At 70.5% G+C, this 14,108-nt stretch carries 12 protein-coding genes and 1 pseudogene; 3 read left to right on the top strand and 10 right to left on the bottom strand.

Annotated elements, in window-relative coordinates; all coding sequences use genetic code 11:
• Positions 1–214 precede the first annotated feature (214 nt).
• The gene (locus tag AC07NX_RS22640) at positions 215–940 is read right to left on the bottom strand and encodes an ATP12 family chaperone protein (protein ID WP_494644887.1); all 726 of its coding nucleotides are present in this window, start codon (positions 938–940) and stop codon (positions 215–217) included.
• An 87-nt stretch (positions 941–1,027) separates the two neighbouring features.
• On the opposite strand from AC07NX_RS22640, the pseudogene AC07NX_RS22635 reads away from it, so the two are divergent.
• Together AC07NX_RS22635 and AC07NX_RS22630 are read left to right on the top strand one after the other, a co-directional pair.
• Positions 1,028–2,429: pseudogene (locus tag AC07NX_RS22635) on the top strand (DUF1800 domain-containing protein); the annotation flags it as partial.
• A complete protein-coding gene (locus tag AC07NX_RS22630) occupies positions 2,426–3,733 on the top strand; it encodes a DUF1501 domain-containing protein (protein WP_494644885.1) in 1,308 nt (435 codons plus the stop codon). The pseudogene AC07NX_RS22635 and the gene AC07NX_RS22630, both read left to right, overlap by 4 nt.
• Here the strand turns inward: AC07NX_RS22630 and AC07NX_RS22625 are convergent.
• From AC07NX_RS22625 to crcB, 4 genes are all read right to left on the bottom strand, one after another.
• Complete coding sequence (locus AC07NX_RS22625) at positions 3,730–5,826, bottom strand: putative bifunctional diguanylate cyclase/phosphodiesterase (protein ID WP_494644883.1); 2,097 nt, start codon at positions 5,824–5,826, stop codon at positions 3,730–3,732. The two genes, AC07NX_RS22630 and AC07NX_RS22625, sit on opposite strands and share 4 nt — an antisense overlap.
• Before the next feature lie 134 nt (positions 5,827–5,960).
• Positions 5,961–6,167, bottom strand: a complete 207-nt coding sequence (locus tag AC07NX_RS22620) for a hypothetical protein (RefSeq protein ID WP_494644881.1) — start codon at positions 6,165–6,167, stop codon at positions 5,961–5,963.
• A 73-nt stretch (positions 6,168–6,240) separates the two neighbouring features.
• Positions 6,241–7,230: an RluA family pseudouridine synthase gene (locus AC07NX_RS22615; RefSeq protein WP_494644879.1), complete on the bottom strand. Its 990-nt coding sequence runs from the start codon at positions 7,228–7,230 to the stop codon at positions 6,241–6,243.
• Positions 7,227–7,613, bottom strand: a complete 387-nt coding sequence (crcB, locus tag AC07NX_RS22610) for a fluoride efflux transporter CrcB (protein WP_494644877.1) — start codon at positions 7,611–7,613, stop codon at positions 7,227–7,229. Before crcB ends, AC07NX_RS22615 begins: the two co-directional genes overlap by 4 nt.
• 278 nt (positions 7,614–7,891) lie before the next feature.
• Here crcB and AC07NX_RS22605 point away from each other — a divergent pair, with 278 nt between their 5' ends.
• Positions 7,892–9,136 (top strand): hypothetical protein, encoded by a 1,245-nt coding sequence (locus tag AC07NX_RS22605; protein ID WP_494644875.1) that lies wholly within the window; start codon positions 7,892–7,894, stop codon positions 9,134–9,136.
• On the opposite strand, the gene AC07NX_RS22600 is transcribed toward AC07NX_RS22605, so the two are convergent.
• From AC07NX_RS22600 to AC07NX_RS22580, 5 genes are all read right to left on the bottom strand, one after another.
• Positions 9,133–9,645 (bottom strand): CC0125/CC1285 family lipoprotein, encoded by a 513-nt coding sequence (locus AC07NX_RS22600; RefSeq protein ID WP_494644873.1) that lies wholly within the window; start codon positions 9,643–9,645, stop codon positions 9,133–9,135. The genes AC07NX_RS22605 and AC07NX_RS22600 overlap by 4 nt on opposite strands.
• A 20-nt stretch (positions 9,646–9,665) precedes the next feature.
• Positions 9,666–10,499, bottom strand: a complete 834-nt coding sequence (locus AC07NX_RS22595; RefSeq protein WP_494644871.1) for an RluA family pseudouridine synthase — start codon at positions 10,497–10,499, stop codon at positions 9,666–9,668.
• The gene (locus tag AC07NX_RS22590; protein WP_494644869.1) at positions 10,496–11,269 is read right to left on the bottom strand and encodes a hypothetical protein; all 774 of its coding nucleotides are present in this window, start codon (positions 11,267–11,269) and stop codon (positions 10,496–10,498) included. The genes AC07NX_RS22595 and AC07NX_RS22590 overlap by 4 nt, the downstream gene beginning before the upstream one ends.
• Positions 11,266–12,567 (bottom strand): replication-associated recombination protein A, encoded by a 1,302-nt coding sequence (locus AC07NX_RS22585; RefSeq protein WP_145684433.1) that lies wholly within the window; start codon positions 12,565–12,567, stop codon positions 11,266–11,268. The genes AC07NX_RS22590 and AC07NX_RS22585 overlap by 4 nt, the downstream gene beginning before the upstream one ends.
• Positions 12,568–12,642: 75 nt before the next feature.
• The gene (locus AC07NX_RS22580) at positions 12,643–14,010 is read right to left on the bottom strand and encodes a tetratricopeptide repeat protein (protein ID WP_494644867.1); all 1,368 of its coding nucleotides are present in this window, start codon (positions 14,008–14,010) and stop codon (positions 12,643–12,645) included.
• Positions 14,011–14,108 lie beyond the last annotated feature (98 nt).

The raw sequence follows: 14,108 nt of genomic DNA, 5'->3' as shown, positions 1-14,108 counted from the left end.
GCCTCCCCGCCCCCGGCCCGCGCCTGCTCGCGACGGCGATCCAGTTCCTCGAGTATGTGCTGCACGCGGAAACGCTCCCCTGCTCTCTCACCGGGCGGTTATCCCACCTTATGGGCCGAGCCCTAATGACGCGAGCTTTCCCTGACAAGGCGTCCCTCGCGGCGCCACGGCGGCGACCGCCGCCCGACCAAGGGCCTGAATGTTCGGGGCGAGGTCAGCGCCGAAGGGCCGCGAACCAGCGCTCCAGAACCTGCGCCTCCACCGCCAGGGCCTCGGCCCGGGCGACCGCCTCGGCGTCCTGCCCCCAGGTTTCAGTTTGGAAGATCTCCTCCAGCCGCGACAGCTCCAGGGCCTTGCGGCCGGTGACCCTGCCCGCCCGCAGGGCCAGGGCCAGGACCGTCGAGCCGAACAGGCCCGCGCCGTAGGCCACGCCGGCCAGGGTGAAGTCGTCCAGGGTCAGGGCCAGGCCCTCAACGCTGGCCAGGGCGGCCGGCGACTGGGCCGTGTGGATCACGCCCGAAGCCGGCGTCAGGTGAAGGTCGAGTTCGGCCCTGGCCCAGTCCAGCATGCCGCCCCAGTCGCGCTTCTGGCGCTCGACCAGCGGCGTGGGGTGATCGGCCCAATAGCACAACAGGTCCGTGCCGGCGTAGGCGGCGACCTCGGCCGCCACCTCGGCGCGGGTCTCGCGGATCCGGTCGATGGCGGTGAAGGCCAGACGGGTGGCGGGCATGGCCGTCGAGTCGATGACCTCGACCTGGGCTTCCCACTCGGCGGCGACCAGGTCCGCGAGCGCCCGGGTCGGCAGGACCAGGGGCGACCGGGCCGGCGACTTGGGCGTGCGGCCGTCCAGCAGCACGGCGAAACCGCCGTCCACGGGGCCCGCCGTGGCCGCCTTGTAGAAGCGGCGGGGACGTTGCAGCAGGTCGGGCTTGTCGGCCAAGGCGAACTTCTTTTCAGTCCAGACATCAAAACAGCGGTTTCAAGCCGTTGAATGGGCAAACAACGCGCCCAAGGCAAGACCGGGTGACGCAAGGGAGACAAACGGCGTGAGCCTGCCTTCCAACGACATGATGGCGGCCATCGCCGCGACCCGCTTCGGCCTGGGCGCCCGTCCCGGCGAGATCGACGCGGCCCGCGACGACCCGCGCGGCTTCCTGACGGCCCAGATCCGCCCCGAAGGCGCCGACCAGCCGCGGGGCGGCGAAGACTCGGCCCAGCGCCTGGCCGAGGTCAGCGACTACCAGATGCAGAAGCGCGACGCCAAGGCGATGGGAGATCCCAAGGCTCCGCCCGTCAGGGACGCCCAGAAGGACCTGCGCCAGCAGGCCGGCGACGATTTCCTGGCCCGGGCCCGGCTGGGCGCCACGACCGACGCGGCGTTCCGCGAGCGCTGGGCGCTGTTCTGGGCCAACCACTTCACCGTTTCGGCGACCAGCCTGGCCGTCGGCTCGGTGGCGGGGCCGTTCGAGCAGGAAGCGATCCGCCCGCACGTGTTCGGCCGCTTCGAGGACCTGCTGGTCGCCTCATCCACCCAGCCGGCCATGCTGCTGTACCTGGACCAGGCCCAGTCGGTGGGTCCCGACAGCCGGGCGTCGCAATACCAGCGCAAGACCGGCAAGAAGGCGGCCGGGCTGAACGAGAACCTGGCCCGCGAGATCCTGGAGCTGCATACGGTCGGGGTCGACGCGGGCTACCGCCAGGCCGACGTCACCGAGTTCGCCCGGGCCATGACCGGATTCAGCGTCGGCCGGCCGAAGGACGCCAACCCGCACCGGTTCCTGTTCCGCGACAACGCCCACGAGCCGGGCGCGCGGACGGTGATGGGCCGGCGCTATCCGCAGGAGGGCCAGGCCCAGGCCCTGGCGGTGATGCGCGACCTGGCGGCCAACCCGCACACCGCCCGTCACCTGGCGACCAAGCTGGCCGTTCACTTCGTCAGCGACAGGCCGCCCCCCGACCTGGTGGCGAGACTGCAGAAGACCTACCTCGACAGCGGCGGCCGCCTGGACGAGGTGGCCCGCGCCCTGGTCGCCGCGCCCGAGGCCTGGGACCCCGCCGCCGCCAAATTCAAGACTCCCTACGAGTTCGCGATCTCGACCTGGCGGGCCGTGGACGCCCAGCCGTCGGGGATCGACAAGCTGGCGCCGGTGCTGACGGGACTGGGCCAGAAGCCGTTTTCGCCCCCCTCGCCCAAGGGCTGGGCGGACGAGGCCCAGGTCTGGTGCGCGCCCGACGCCCTGATCAAGCGCCTGCGGTTCAGCGAGGGTTTCGCCGCCGTGGTCGCCGACCGCCTGGATCCCAACCTGCTGGCCCGGACCGCCCTGGGCGCGCGCCTGACCCCGCCGGTCGCCAAGGCCGTGGCCCGGGCCGAGACCCGCCGCGAGGCCATGGCCCTGCTGCTGATGAGCCCGGAGTTCCAACGCCGATGAACGCCCAAGTCTCTCGTCGCTCGCTGCTGCTGCAGGCCGCCGGCCTGGGCGTTTCCGTCAGCTTCCTGGGCGGCTCGGCCTTCGCCGCAGCCGACGGGCCGATGGCCATGCGCAAGCTGGTCGTGGTCATCTGCCGGGGCGGCATGGACGGCCTGACCGTCAGCCCGCCGGTCGGCGATCCCGACTATGCCGCCCTGCGCGGCGCGGTGGCGGTGACGCCCGACCAGGCGTTGAAGCTGGACGGGACCTTCGGCCTGCACCCGGCCCTGGAGTCGGTGCACGCCCTGGCGATGAAGGGCCAGGCTCGCATCGCCCCGGCCGTCGCCAGCCCCGACCGGGCCCGCTCGCACTTCGAGGCCCAGGACGTGCTGGAGACCGGCGCAGCCCAGGTCTATGGCGTCAGCACCGGCTGGCTGAACCGCACGCTGGAGGTGATGGGGCCGTCAAAGGTCGAGGGCCTGTCGGTGGGCGCCACCGCGCCGCTGATCCTGCGCGGCAAGGTCCAGGCCGCCAGCTGGTCGCCGGGCAAGGGCGTCGACGAGACCGCCCGCCTGCCCACCCTGCTGCAGGACCTGTACAAGGCCGACCCGCTGATGGGGCCGGCCTTCGCGCGGGGGCTGGAGACCGAGGCCATGGCCCAGGCGGCGATGACCGCGCTCAACCCCGCGCCCATTTCGGTCTCAGCCGACACGACCGCGATGAACGCTTCCGGGATGGCGCCCCAAGTCGCCGCGCCGCCGGCCATGGCTCCCACGGCCATGACCCAGGACGCCCGGGCCATCGCCGGACAGCGCCAGGGCCGCGAGGCCGCCCGCAAGCTGGGCGCGACCCTGGCCGGCTTCATGGTGCAGGACGGCGGACCGCGCATCGCCGCCGTCTCGCTGGACGGCTGGGACACCCACGCCGGCCAGGTCGGCCAGTTGAACACCCGCCTGTCCTATCTGGACGCCGTGCTGGACGGCCTGAACACCGGCCTCGGCGGCGAATGGAGCAACACCGTGGTGGTGGCCGCGACCGAGTTCGGCCGCACCGCGCGGGTCAACGGCACGGGCGGCACCGACCACGGCACCGGCTCGACCGCCCTGGTGCTGGGCGGCGGCCTCAAGGCCGGCGGCATCGTCGGCGACTGGCCGACGCTGAGACAGGAAGCCCTGTTCGAGAACCGCGACGTCCGGCCCACCCTCGACCTGCGCGGCCTGTTCAAGGGCGTGCTGGCCGATCACATGGGCGTCGACCGCGCGGCCCTGGAAACCAAGGTCTTCCCCGACAGCGCCGACGCCAAGCCGGTGACGGGGCTGGTCTAGCCGCGCGTCGAGAAGGCGTCGATGAAGCCGGCCACCTCGGTCGCCGGCATCGGCCGGGCGAAGTGATAGCCCTGCACCTGGTCGCAGCCATATTGCGTCAGGGCCGCCAACTGGTCGGGCCGCTCGACCCCTTCGGCCACCACCTTCATGCCCATGCTGGAGCCGAGGTTGATCACCGCGCGGACGATCGCGTCGTCCTGGCTGTTCTGGACGAAGGACTTGTCGATCTTCAGGCGATCGATCGGGAACTGCCGCAGGTTGGCCAGCGACGCGTAGCCGGTGCCGAAGTCGTCCAGCGCGATCAGCACGCCGCTGTCGTGCAGCTGCTTGACGGTGTCGCTGACCACCTCGGCGCCCCAGCCCATATAGACGTTCTCGGTGACCTCGATGGTCAGGCGATCGGCGGGCACCTTCCAGCGCTCCAGCTTGGCGGCGATCTCGGCGGCCAGGCGTCCCGTACGGAACTGGGCCGAAGAGATGTTGATGGCGACGCGGCCGAATTCCACGCCCTGGTCGAGCCAGGCGCGCATCTGGCCCAGGGCGCGCTCGAAGGCCACCTCGCCCAGCTGCAGCGACAGGTCGTTGTCCTCGAACGCGGCCATGAACGCGGCCGGCGGCAGGACGCCTTGCTCCGGGTGGTTCCAGCGCATCAAGGCCTCGAAGCCGGCCACGGTGTTGGCGGCCAGGTCGACCACCGGCTGGTAGAACAGGTCGAACTCGCCCTGGCTGATGGCCAGGCGAACCTCGCGCAGCAGCTCGACGCGCTGTTCGACCTCCGTCCGCATCGCCGGCCGGAAGACGACGCTGCGGTTGCGGCCGTCGTACTTGGCTTGATACAGCGCGACATCGGCGTTCTTGAGCAGATGGGTCGGATCGTCGTCCGGGTCGCCATGAACCGCCGCGCCGATGCTGGCGCAGATGGTGAAGCTTTGGCCGGCATGCTCGATGGGCGTACGCAGCAGGCCTTGCAGCACCTCGATCGGGCGCGTCATGTCCGCCTCGCTCTTGAGGTCGCGCAACACGATGGCGAACTCGTCGCCGCCCAGGCGCGCCACGGTGTCGCTGTGCCGGAAGGCCCGCTTGAGCTGCCCGGACAGCGCCTTCAGCAACGCGTCGCCTGCGTCGTGGCCCAGGGTGTCGTTGACGTCCTTAAAGTGATCGACGTCGAGCATGATCAGGCCGAACATCTCCCCCCGTTCGGCGGCGGCCACGGCGTCGTCATAGGCGCGCTGGAAGGCCGCGCGGTTGGGCAGGCCCGTCAGGGGGTCGCGGAAGGCCAGGAACTCGATCTGGGCGGCCGCCTGGATCGACTCGGTGACGTCCTCGTGGGTGGCGACATAGCCGCCGGCGGCGATCGGGTTGTGGGTGATGCGGATGGTGCGCCCGTCCGTCAGTTCCACGTCGCGCGTCGCCGCCGCCCCGCTTAGGGCGGCCTCGACGGTGGCGGCGTAGAACGCCGCGAAGCTGCGGGGGCCTTTGCCGATCGAGCGGCGATGATCCAGGATCTCGTCCAGCGGCGTCCCCGGGGCGCTGAGCGCGTCCGGCAGGTCGTAGAGCCGGCGATAGGCGGTGTTGCACAGGATCAGGCGCTTCTCGGCGTCGAACATGCAAAGCCCGTGCGGCATGTTGCTCAGGGCCGCGTCGAAGCGCGCGTTCTGCTCGGCCAGGCGCTGGCCCGCCGCCTCGGCATCGCGCGCCGCCAGGACCGCCTCGGTCACCTCGCGCCCGACGACGACGAAACGGCTGTAGGATGAACCCCGCGGCCAGGGGCTGAGCTCGAAGCTGAACCAGCGCGTGGCCGCGGCGTCCGTGGGGATTTCGACGCGGCAGGTCTCCACCGAGCCAGACGCCAGGCAACGGCCGGCGGCCCCGACGAAGTCGGCGTTCAGGACCAGGGGCTGGACGCTCTGCGACGGCGAGGTCACCGTCTGATCGAGCCAGCCTTGGCTGAACAGCAGGGGCTGCAGGTCCAGGTCCAACAGCACGATGGGGGTCGGCGAGGCGCTCAACGTGGTTCGCAGCGCCGTTTCGGCCGTGGACACGGCGGTCGACCGCCACTCCGCGACATCCAACGCGATGACCTTCGAACTCATGGCGAAAACTCCCGTCTGCCCTCGACGGCAGGGTCGGCGATCGTCGCTAATAAGTTGATGACGAACCGGCCCGCCCGCCTGCGGTGCAACGTCGCATCAGGGCTCGGGTCAGGTCGGATACGGGGGGCGGGGCCCTACTCCGCCGCGTTCAGCTTGCGCTCGACCGCCTCGACCAGTTCCTTGACGTCCTGGTGCTTGCCGTTCCTGAAGGCGATCCGCGTGCCGGTCTTCAACGGTCCCGTCAGGGGTCCGTCCGTCGGCACAGGCGCGAAACTCAGCACCTCGACGGTGTTGATCGACACCGGCGAGTCGTCCGGACGCGTGAAGCTCACAAAGGCCATGACGCATTCCTCAAGGTTGAGGAAAAACCTTGTCACAGCCGATGAGAGCGCTCAAGCGCTCCGCCGCGCGGCCCTACCGACGCTTGGCCGGCCGCCGGGCGAACGGGTCGTACTCGGCCTCGTCCTCCGAGAAGCCGAACTTGGCGAAGCCGGCCTTCATCTCGGGGCTGAGCGGCGCCTCGATAGCCAGGGTTCCGACCGTCGGGTGCGGCAGGATGATCGAGCGCGCGTGCAACTGCAGCTTCAGCCCCTCCGACAGCGGCGCGGACTTGTCGTCGCTGTACTTGGGATCGCCCAGGATCGGGTGGCCGATGGCCTTCATGTGGGCGCGCAGCTGGTGGGTCCGGCCGGTGTGCGGGCGCAGCGCCATCCAGGTGACGCGCGGGCCGGCCCGGCTGATCGAGACGAACTCGGTCTCGGCCGGCTGGGCGTCCGCGTCCTTGGGTTCGGCGGGGACCACCAACTCGCGGTCGCCGACGCCGCGCTTGGCCAGATGCAGCTCGATCACGCCCTCGGTCGGGTGCGGATTGCCGGCGACGATGGCCCAGTAGGTCTTCTGGGCCCGGCGCTTGGCGAAGGCCCCCGACAGGCGCGCGGCGGCGGCCGGGGTCTTGCCCAGCAGCAGCACGCCGGAGGTGTCGCGGTCCAGGCGGTGGACCAGCTTGGGCCGGTCGACGCCCTCGCCCCAGGCGCTGAGCAGCTTGTCGATGTGGTGGGTGGTCTTGGTGCCGCCCTGCACGGCCAGGCCGGCGGGCTTGTTCAGGGCCAGGACCTCCTCGTCCTCGTACAGCACCAGCGACTTGGCGAAGGCGATGTCACGCGGCGACAGCTTGCCCTTATCGGCGGGGTCGGGGGCGTCGGGCAGCGGCGGCACGCGGATCTGGCTGCCGGCCGCCAGCTTGGTGTCGGCCTTGGCGCGCGAGCCGTCGACCCGCACCTGGCCGGAGCGGAACAGCTTGTTGAGCTGGATATGGTTCAGGTGCGGCCAGCGGCGCTTGAACCAGCGGTCCAGGCGGACGCCGTCTTCGCCGGCGTCCACATAGATCGTACGTACTTCTTTCATGCCGAAAAGATCCTGCGGGCGATCAAGAGGCCCGCGAAAATGGCCGCCACGGACAGGATCACGCTGGCGGTCGTATAGGTAAAGGCCTGGGCGTAGGCGCGCTTCTCGATCATCAGCGCGGTCTCCAGCGAAAAGGCCGAAAAGGTGGTGAAGCCGCCCATGACGCCGACACCGAGCAGCACCCTCCAGTGCTCCTGCTGCGCGCCGCCTCGCAGGGCCAGCCAGGCGGCCAGCAAGCCCATCAGCAGCCCGCCCGTCAGGTTGACGATGAAGGTGCCATAGGGCCAGTTCGATCCGAGCAGGCGCAGGGCCTGGACCCCCACCAGATAGCGAGCGACGGAGCCCAGGGCGCCGCCGGCGGCGACAAGGAGGAGTTTGGTCATCGGGCCCTTATGCGCCGCGCGGTCGCGAACGCCAAGCCACGCCTGAAACCGCTTTCGCGCGCAAGTTCGGCGAAGGGTTAACGCCGATCCGCCGTCATCATGGCTTACGCTGCCCCGAAGAGCCTTAAAGCGGCCTTCGAATGCCGCCAAAAGGCCCGGGAAATGGGCATCTTAACGTTTGATCGCGTTACGGTAACCTCGTTTGCAAACCGTGTTCCTGCACCGACCGTTAAGGCTGTAAAAGGCATCCTATGGGCTCCTCCCGCGCCAAGGCGAACATGCCCTTCGATTCGATGCATAGTGACGACCGAAACGAGCACCTGGCTCTCAGCGGACCCGTACTCCAGCGGCTGGCGGGGTCGGAACTGATCGCCCGAGGCTCGGTCAACGTCATCAGCGTCAAGGCCATCCGCCGCTGGGCCGGCGACTGGTGGGACAAGAAGCGCGTCGACGTCTGGACCTATGTCGAGCGCAAGCTGGCCGAACACCTGGACCGCAGCGACCTGCGCGCCCGGATCGGCGAGGAAGACTTCCTGATCGCCATGAACAACGACCAGGGCCTGGCCGCCCAGGCGACCAGCGTGCGCATCCTGGAAGACGTGCTGACCCATCTGCTGGGCGCGGCCGAGCCCACCGACCTGGGCGTGCGCGCCGTGATCGGCGTCGAGGCCGGCGGCCTGGTCTGCCGCCCGGTCGACGCCGCGGTGATCCTGGCCGCTCGGGCCCGCCGCGACTCGACCCGCTCGCCCATCCGCTTCGACATCGATCCGCTGGAAGAGACCCGGCGCACGCCCGTGGCCTTCACCACCGCCGGCGGCGCGGCCCTGCGCGTCGACTTCACCCTCGAGCACGTGATCAGCCTCAAGCGCAACATCGCCACGGCGGTGCGCATCGAGCCGGTGGTCACCCACCTGGGCTCGGGCAAGCAGATCAGCGCCCGCGCCGTCTCGCGCCTGCCCGACCGCGACGCCGCCTTCATCGACGAGGCGGCCCTGAAATACGCCGCCGTCTTCGCCCGCGCCTCGCAGGGCCATGACCGGCCCGACCTGATCGTGCCCGCCTCGTTCCGCACCCTGGGCACCCAACGCGGCCGCGACATGCTGACCGGCACCTCGGGCCTGTCCCTGGCGCTGCTGCGCGGCGGGGTGATGATGGAGCTGGTCGACGTCACGCGCGGCACGCCCGCCGGCCGCCTGCTGGAAGTGGTCGGCCTGCTCAAGGCCCTGACCCGGGGCGTCATCGCCCGCGTGCCGCCCGAGAAGGAAGCGCTGCGCGCGCTGCGCGACGCCCGCCTGCAGGGCCTGACCCTGGACGCCAGCGACCTGGGCGGGCCGGCCGAGAAGATCGCCGCCGACATCATGGCCTTCGGACGCGACGCCCGGGGCCTGGCCCCGATGGTCGCCCTGCAGGGGCTGCCGGCCGAGGGTTATTTCGCCGCCGCCGAGACCGCCGGCCTGACCCACGCGGCGTTGCGCGCGGCCTATCCGGTCGCGGCGACCGGGACGAAGAAGGCGGCGGGTTAGACCGCCGCCCGTCCCTGCCCCACCGTACGGACGATGGCGCGGGCGTCGTAGACGTCGGCGTCGCGCGGCGGCTGGCCCTTGCCGAACACCACTTCCATCGAGCTGCTCACCGCCGGTCCCGGGCCCAGGTTGAAGCTGGTGCCCACGCCCAGTCCGACCCCGCTGCGGCGACCATAGCTGCCCGAGCCGCCGCCGATCGACAGGCTGGAGCCGCGGCCGGAGCCGGTCTGCTGGGTCACGCGGTCGGCCACCCGGAACCAGTCGTAGCCGTCGCGCAGGGCCAGCTCGGCCGCGCGCAACAGGGCGTAGTCCGAGACCTGGTTGACCGGCGCCCCGGGATTGCCCTGGAAGGTGACCCGGTACCGGCCGGCCTCCAGGCGATACTCCGAATAGCCGGCGCCGCGCGGCGCGGTCTGCGGCCCGTAGAGTGTCGGCGAGGTGGCGCAGGCGGTCAGTAGAGCGGCGGAAAAGGCGAGCGCGATCAGCCCTTTGATGTTCTGACGCTTCATGGCGAAATCTCCTGCCAGGCTTAACGGCTTTCCGGTCGTCCCTGTTCCGGGACGAGCCGTTCGGGAACCTCGAGGCCCAGCTTAGTCAAAACCGCGCGCATGTCGCCGGGGATCGGCGCGTTGATCCGCCGCTCGCCGCCTTCCGGGTGCGGGAAGACCAGCTGGGCGGCGTGCAGCATCAGGCGCGGCACGGGCGCCCCGCCCAGCACCAGCGCCCCGCCATAGCGGCTGTCGCCGGCGATCGGCCGGCCGATCGAGGCCATGTGGACCCTCAGCTGGTGCATGCGGCCAGTGTCGGGGCTCAGCTCGACCAGCGCCGCGCCGTCGGTGGCGGCCAGGGTGCGATAGCGGCTGCGCGCGGCCTCGGCGTCGGGATGGTCGGCCGCGCAGACCCGCATATAGGCCTCGCGCCCGATCGACTCGCGGCGCAGGGGCGCGTCGATCTGGCCGCCGCGCGGCTCGGGCGCGCCGGGCGTGACGATGGCCAGGTAGGTCTTGCGGAACCGTTTGCCCATCAGCGCCTTGCCCAGAAAGGTGGCGGCCGGCTTGGTGCGAGCGGTCAGGATCACGCCCGAGGTGTCGCGGTCCAGGCGATGGATCAGGCGCGGTCGCGGCCGGTCGCGCCGGGCCAGGGCCCACAGCAGGTCGTCCAGCGTATGGGCCTGGATGCGCCCGCCCTGGCTGGACAGGCCCGCCGGCTTGTTCAGCACGAAGACGCTGTCGTCCTCGTGAATCACCAGCGACCGGGTGAAGGCGATCTCTTCCGGGGTCAGGGCGATGGGCGTATCCGACGCCTTCGGCTTGGCGACGCCCGGCGGGCGCCGATCGGGCTTGCCGGGGGGCGGACGGCTCATGCGGCTTCTCCCTTCGGCGCGATCCACAGCGCCCGGCCGTTCAGGAACAGCCACAGCAGCATCAGCCCCGCCGGCGCCAGGGCCCAGCCGCCGCGCGAGGCGAAGCTGGTCATCAGGAACACCGCGAAGGCCAGAGGCAGGGCGTAGACCGTGTTGGCCACGATCGCCGGCCAGTGCGGCGGCCGGGTGAACACCAGCAGCGGCCCGCTGGCCCGCCGGCGGAAGACCAGCGGCGGCAGGACCAGCAGCAGGGTGATCGTCGCGATCGGGATCATCGCCACCAGCGCCCCGGCCAGCGGGATCTCCAGGGTGTCGGACCATTCGGGCAACTGCTCGCGGTAGAACCGGTGCAGCGGATCGGCCGCCAGTCCGGTCAGGGTGGCGGCCAGGGTCAGCAGCGTGACGCCCAGCACAACCAGGGCGCTCTTCTGCGTCCGCAGCAGCCGAGCTCCGAACCGCATGGCCAGGCCCGTAACGACGACCGCGCAGGCGCCCAGGCCGAAGCAGGCGTAGGCGAGGTCGGCGTACAGCCACTTGCGGGTCGCGTACTGGGCCTGCAGGGCCCCGAACCGGGCGGTGGCGGCCTTGAACGTCTCGGCGTCGGGCTGGCCGAAATAGAGCGTGGCGCGCAGCCTCCGGAGTTCGGCGAAATAGGCGTTCGAGTCGGTGTGCCAGGGCGTGACCGCGGCCAGCCACAGCAGCACCGCGCCGGCCAGCAGCAGGACCAGGGCGATCGCGGCGGTCACGCGGACCGCGGGGGTAAGCTTCACTTGCCGTCTCTCCGCAGGCGATTCCAGGCGTCCAGCCGCTCCTTGACCTTGGCCTCTGCGCCGATCGGCTTGGGCTCGTAGAGAGTCGGGCGCTCGATGCCGTCGGGGAAGTAGTTCTGGCCCGATACCCCGCCCTCGACATCGTGGTCGTAGGCGTAGCCGTCGCCGTAGCCCAGCGATTTCATCAGCTTGGTCGGGGCGTTGAGGATGTGGGCCGGCGGCATCAGGCTGCCGGTCTCCTTGGCCAGACGCCGGGCGGCCTTGTAGGCGTTATAGACGGCGTTGGACTTGGGCGCGCTGGCCATGTGGACCACGGCCTGGGCCAGGGCCAGCTCGCCCTCGGGGCTGCCCAGGAAGTCGTAGGCGTCCTTGGCGGCCGTGGTCAGCAGCAGGCTCAGGGGATCGGCCGCGCCGATGTCCTCGGACGCCATGCGCACCAGGCGCCGGGCGATGAACAGCGGGTCCTCGCCGCCCTCCAGCATCCGCGCCAGCCAGTACAGCGCCGCGTCCGGATCGCTGCCGCGCACCGACTTGTGCAGGGCCGAGATCAGGTTGTAGTGCTCCTCGCGGTTCTTGTCGTAGGCCGGGCGGCGCTTCTGCAGGAACTGGGTGAGCTGGGTCGGGTTCAGCGGCGTGTCCGTGCCGATGGCCAGCAGGGTCTCGGTCAGGGTCAGCAGGTAGCGACCGTCGCCGTCGGCCATGGCGACCAGGACCCCGCGCGCCTCGTCGTCCAGCGGCAGCCTGCGATTCTCGGCCGTCTCGGCCTTGACCAGCAGCGCCTCCAGCGCCTCCTCGTCCAGCCGCTTGAGCACGAACACCTGGCAGCGCGACAGCAAGGCGCCGTTCAGCTCGAACGACGGGTTCTCGGTGGTGGCGCCCACCAGGGTGACGATCCCCTCCTCCACGAACGGCAGGAAGCCGTCCTGCTGGGCGCGGTTGAAGCGGTGAATTTCGTCGACGAACAGCAGGGTCGACTGGCCGGCCGAGCGACGCACCCGGGCCTGCTCGAAGGCCTTCTTCAGGTCGGCGACGCCGGAGAACACCGCCGAGATCTGCTGGAACTCGTAGCCGCCGGCCTTGGCCAGCAGGCGGGCGATGGTGGTCTTGCCGGTGCCGGGCGGGCCCCAGAGGATCATCGAGGCCAGGCGGCGGGCGGCCGCCATGCGGCCGATGGGGCCGTCCGGCCCCAGCAGGTGTTCCTGGCCCACCACCTCGTCGAGGCTCTGGGGGCGCAGGCGGTCGGCCAGCGGCGACGGCGCATGGGGCGTCAGGCCGGCGGCTTGGAATAGATCGGACATGGGCGTGTTCTAACAGGCGCCGGCGCGCAGGGCGAACGCTGCGCATTAGGCGTGGTGCTCCCCTTGCCATTCCCGCTAGGGCGTCACGCCATAGCCGGCGAACTCCTTGTCGATGTCCGGCTGGATCTTGCGCGCGGCGGCCAAGTCGAGGTCTCCTGCGGTCCGGGCGCCTTGCCGCCGCTTGGCCACTCCGCGGCCAAACAGCGAGCTGGCCTGGCCGGGCCTCGTTCCCAGCGCGGCGTCGTAATCGACAACCGCGCCAGCGAGGTCGCCTTGCCGCAGCTTCACGAACCCCCGGCTGTCAAGGATCGCAGCGCTGCCGGGCGACAATTTCAACGCCGTCTCGCAGTCCACCAGAGCCTTGTCGAGCTCCATATTGCCCAGCGCGCGGGCCCAGCAGCGACTGTTGTGAAGCGAACTTCGGTCAGGCTCGCGCGAGATCAGCACATCCAGATCCTTGATGGCCAGATCGTATCGCCCTGCGTCTTGGTTCATGCGCGAGCGCATCAGCCGCGCGCCGTAGCTTTGGGGCCAGGCCTTCAGCGCCGCTTCGATGTCGGCCATGGCCAAATCCTTCTGTCCCCAGCGATAGCGCCGCTGAGCGCGAAGTTCATAGGCGAAGGTGTCCGACGTTTTGAGCGTCAGAGCCCTGTCGATATCGGCGAGGAAGACGTCGCGCTGGTCGTCGGGCGTGAGGCGCGCTCGGGTCAGATAGGCTTGGGCGTCGGGTCCCAGGGCAAGGGCCTTGTCAATCTCGCCCCGAGCCTTGTCGATCTTGCCTAGCCGCTCCAGCGCACCGGCGTAGGCCGCGTGGGCCTGGGCGTCGTTGGGCGCGTGCGCCAGCCACGCTTGATAGTTCTCTTCGGTGGCTTTCTCGTCGCGCTGCGCACTGAGGATCTCGCCGCGTAGCGCGTAGACACGGAGCATGCTGGGATCCAGCTCCAGCGCCTTGGCGTAGTCGGCCAAAGCGGCGGGCATGTCGCTGTCCACCTCCGAAGCCTGCCGTGCATGGGCGCGCCGGCGATAGGCATCGGCGCTGTTCGGCTTCAGGAGGATCAGGTCGGTATAGGTGGCGATCGCCTCTCGATAGCGGCCGCTCTCCAGCAGGGCCTCGCCCTTCACCTCAAGAAACTTCTCGCGCACCATCCTCGGTTCAAGCACGACGAGATCCGCCAAGGCCGCGTCCATCTGGCCGAGGCTGGCCAGCGCGTACACGCGGGCCAGCCTCGCCGGGTCGAAGGTCGCGTCTTGCTTGAGAGCGGCGTCCAGACTCTCTCGAGCCCCCTCGACGTCGGACGCTTCCCACTGCCGCCCAGCCTGATCATACAGGGCCTCGGCCGTTCGTCGGGCCTGGACTGCGGCGGACGGCGGCGGAGCGGCTTGAGCCGGTAGGCTGGCGACGCAGAAGGCCAGCGCCGCGCAGGCAATCATCAACTTGTACAAGGCCGCTCCGGATCTCGTCCGGCGCCCCCACGGCTCGAACGTTCCGATATTAGCGCGACGCCTTGCGCGGTGCGAGGCCTTGCCTGCACCTTCCAAGC

The sequence above is a fragment of the Caulobacter sp. GW821-FHT09A05 genome (assembly GCF_059418465.1).
Note: the sequence above shows the minus strand (reverse complement) of the source record. Positions and strands in the feature narration are given on the sequence as shown.

Excerpts from the sequence above, each read along its gene's own strand:
- AC07NX_RS22630 (WP_494644885.1), top strand. The coding sequence starts at position 2,426 with ATGAACGCCCAAGTCTCTCGTCGCTCGCTGCTGCTGCAGGCCGCCGGC.
- AC07NX_RS22625 (WP_494644883.1), bottom strand. The coding sequence starts at position 5,826 with ATGAGTTCGAAGGTCATCGCGTTGGATGTCGCGGAGTGGCGGTCGACC.
- AC07NX_RS22620 (WP_494644881.1), bottom strand. The coding sequence starts at position 6,167 with ATGGCCTTTGTGAGCTTCACGCGTCCGGACGACTCGCCGGTGTCGATC.
- AC07NX_RS22615 (WP_494644879.1), bottom strand. The coding sequence starts at position 7,230 with ATGAAAGAAGTACGTACGATCTATGTGGACGCCGGCGAAGACGGCGTC.
- crcB (WP_494644877.1), bottom strand. The coding sequence starts at position 7,613 with ATGACCAAACTCCTCCTTGTCGCCGCCGGCGGCGCCCTGGGCTCCGTC.
- AC07NX_RS22605 (WP_494644875.1), top strand. The coding sequence starts at position 7,892 with ATGCCCTTCGATTCGATGCATAGTGACGACCGAAACGAGCACCTGGCT.
- AC07NX_RS22600 (WP_494644873.1), bottom strand. The coding sequence starts at position 9,645 with ATGAAGCGTCAGAACATCAAAGGGCTGATCGCGCTCGCCTTTTCCGCC.
- AC07NX_RS22595 (WP_494644871.1), bottom strand. The coding sequence starts at position 10,499 with ATGAGCCGTCCGCCCCCCGGCAAGCCCGATCGGCGCCCGCCGGGCGTC.
- AC07NX_RS22585 (WP_145684433.1), bottom strand. The coding sequence starts at position 12,567 with ATGTCCGATCTATTCCAAGCCGCCGGCCTGACGCCCCATGCGCCGTCG.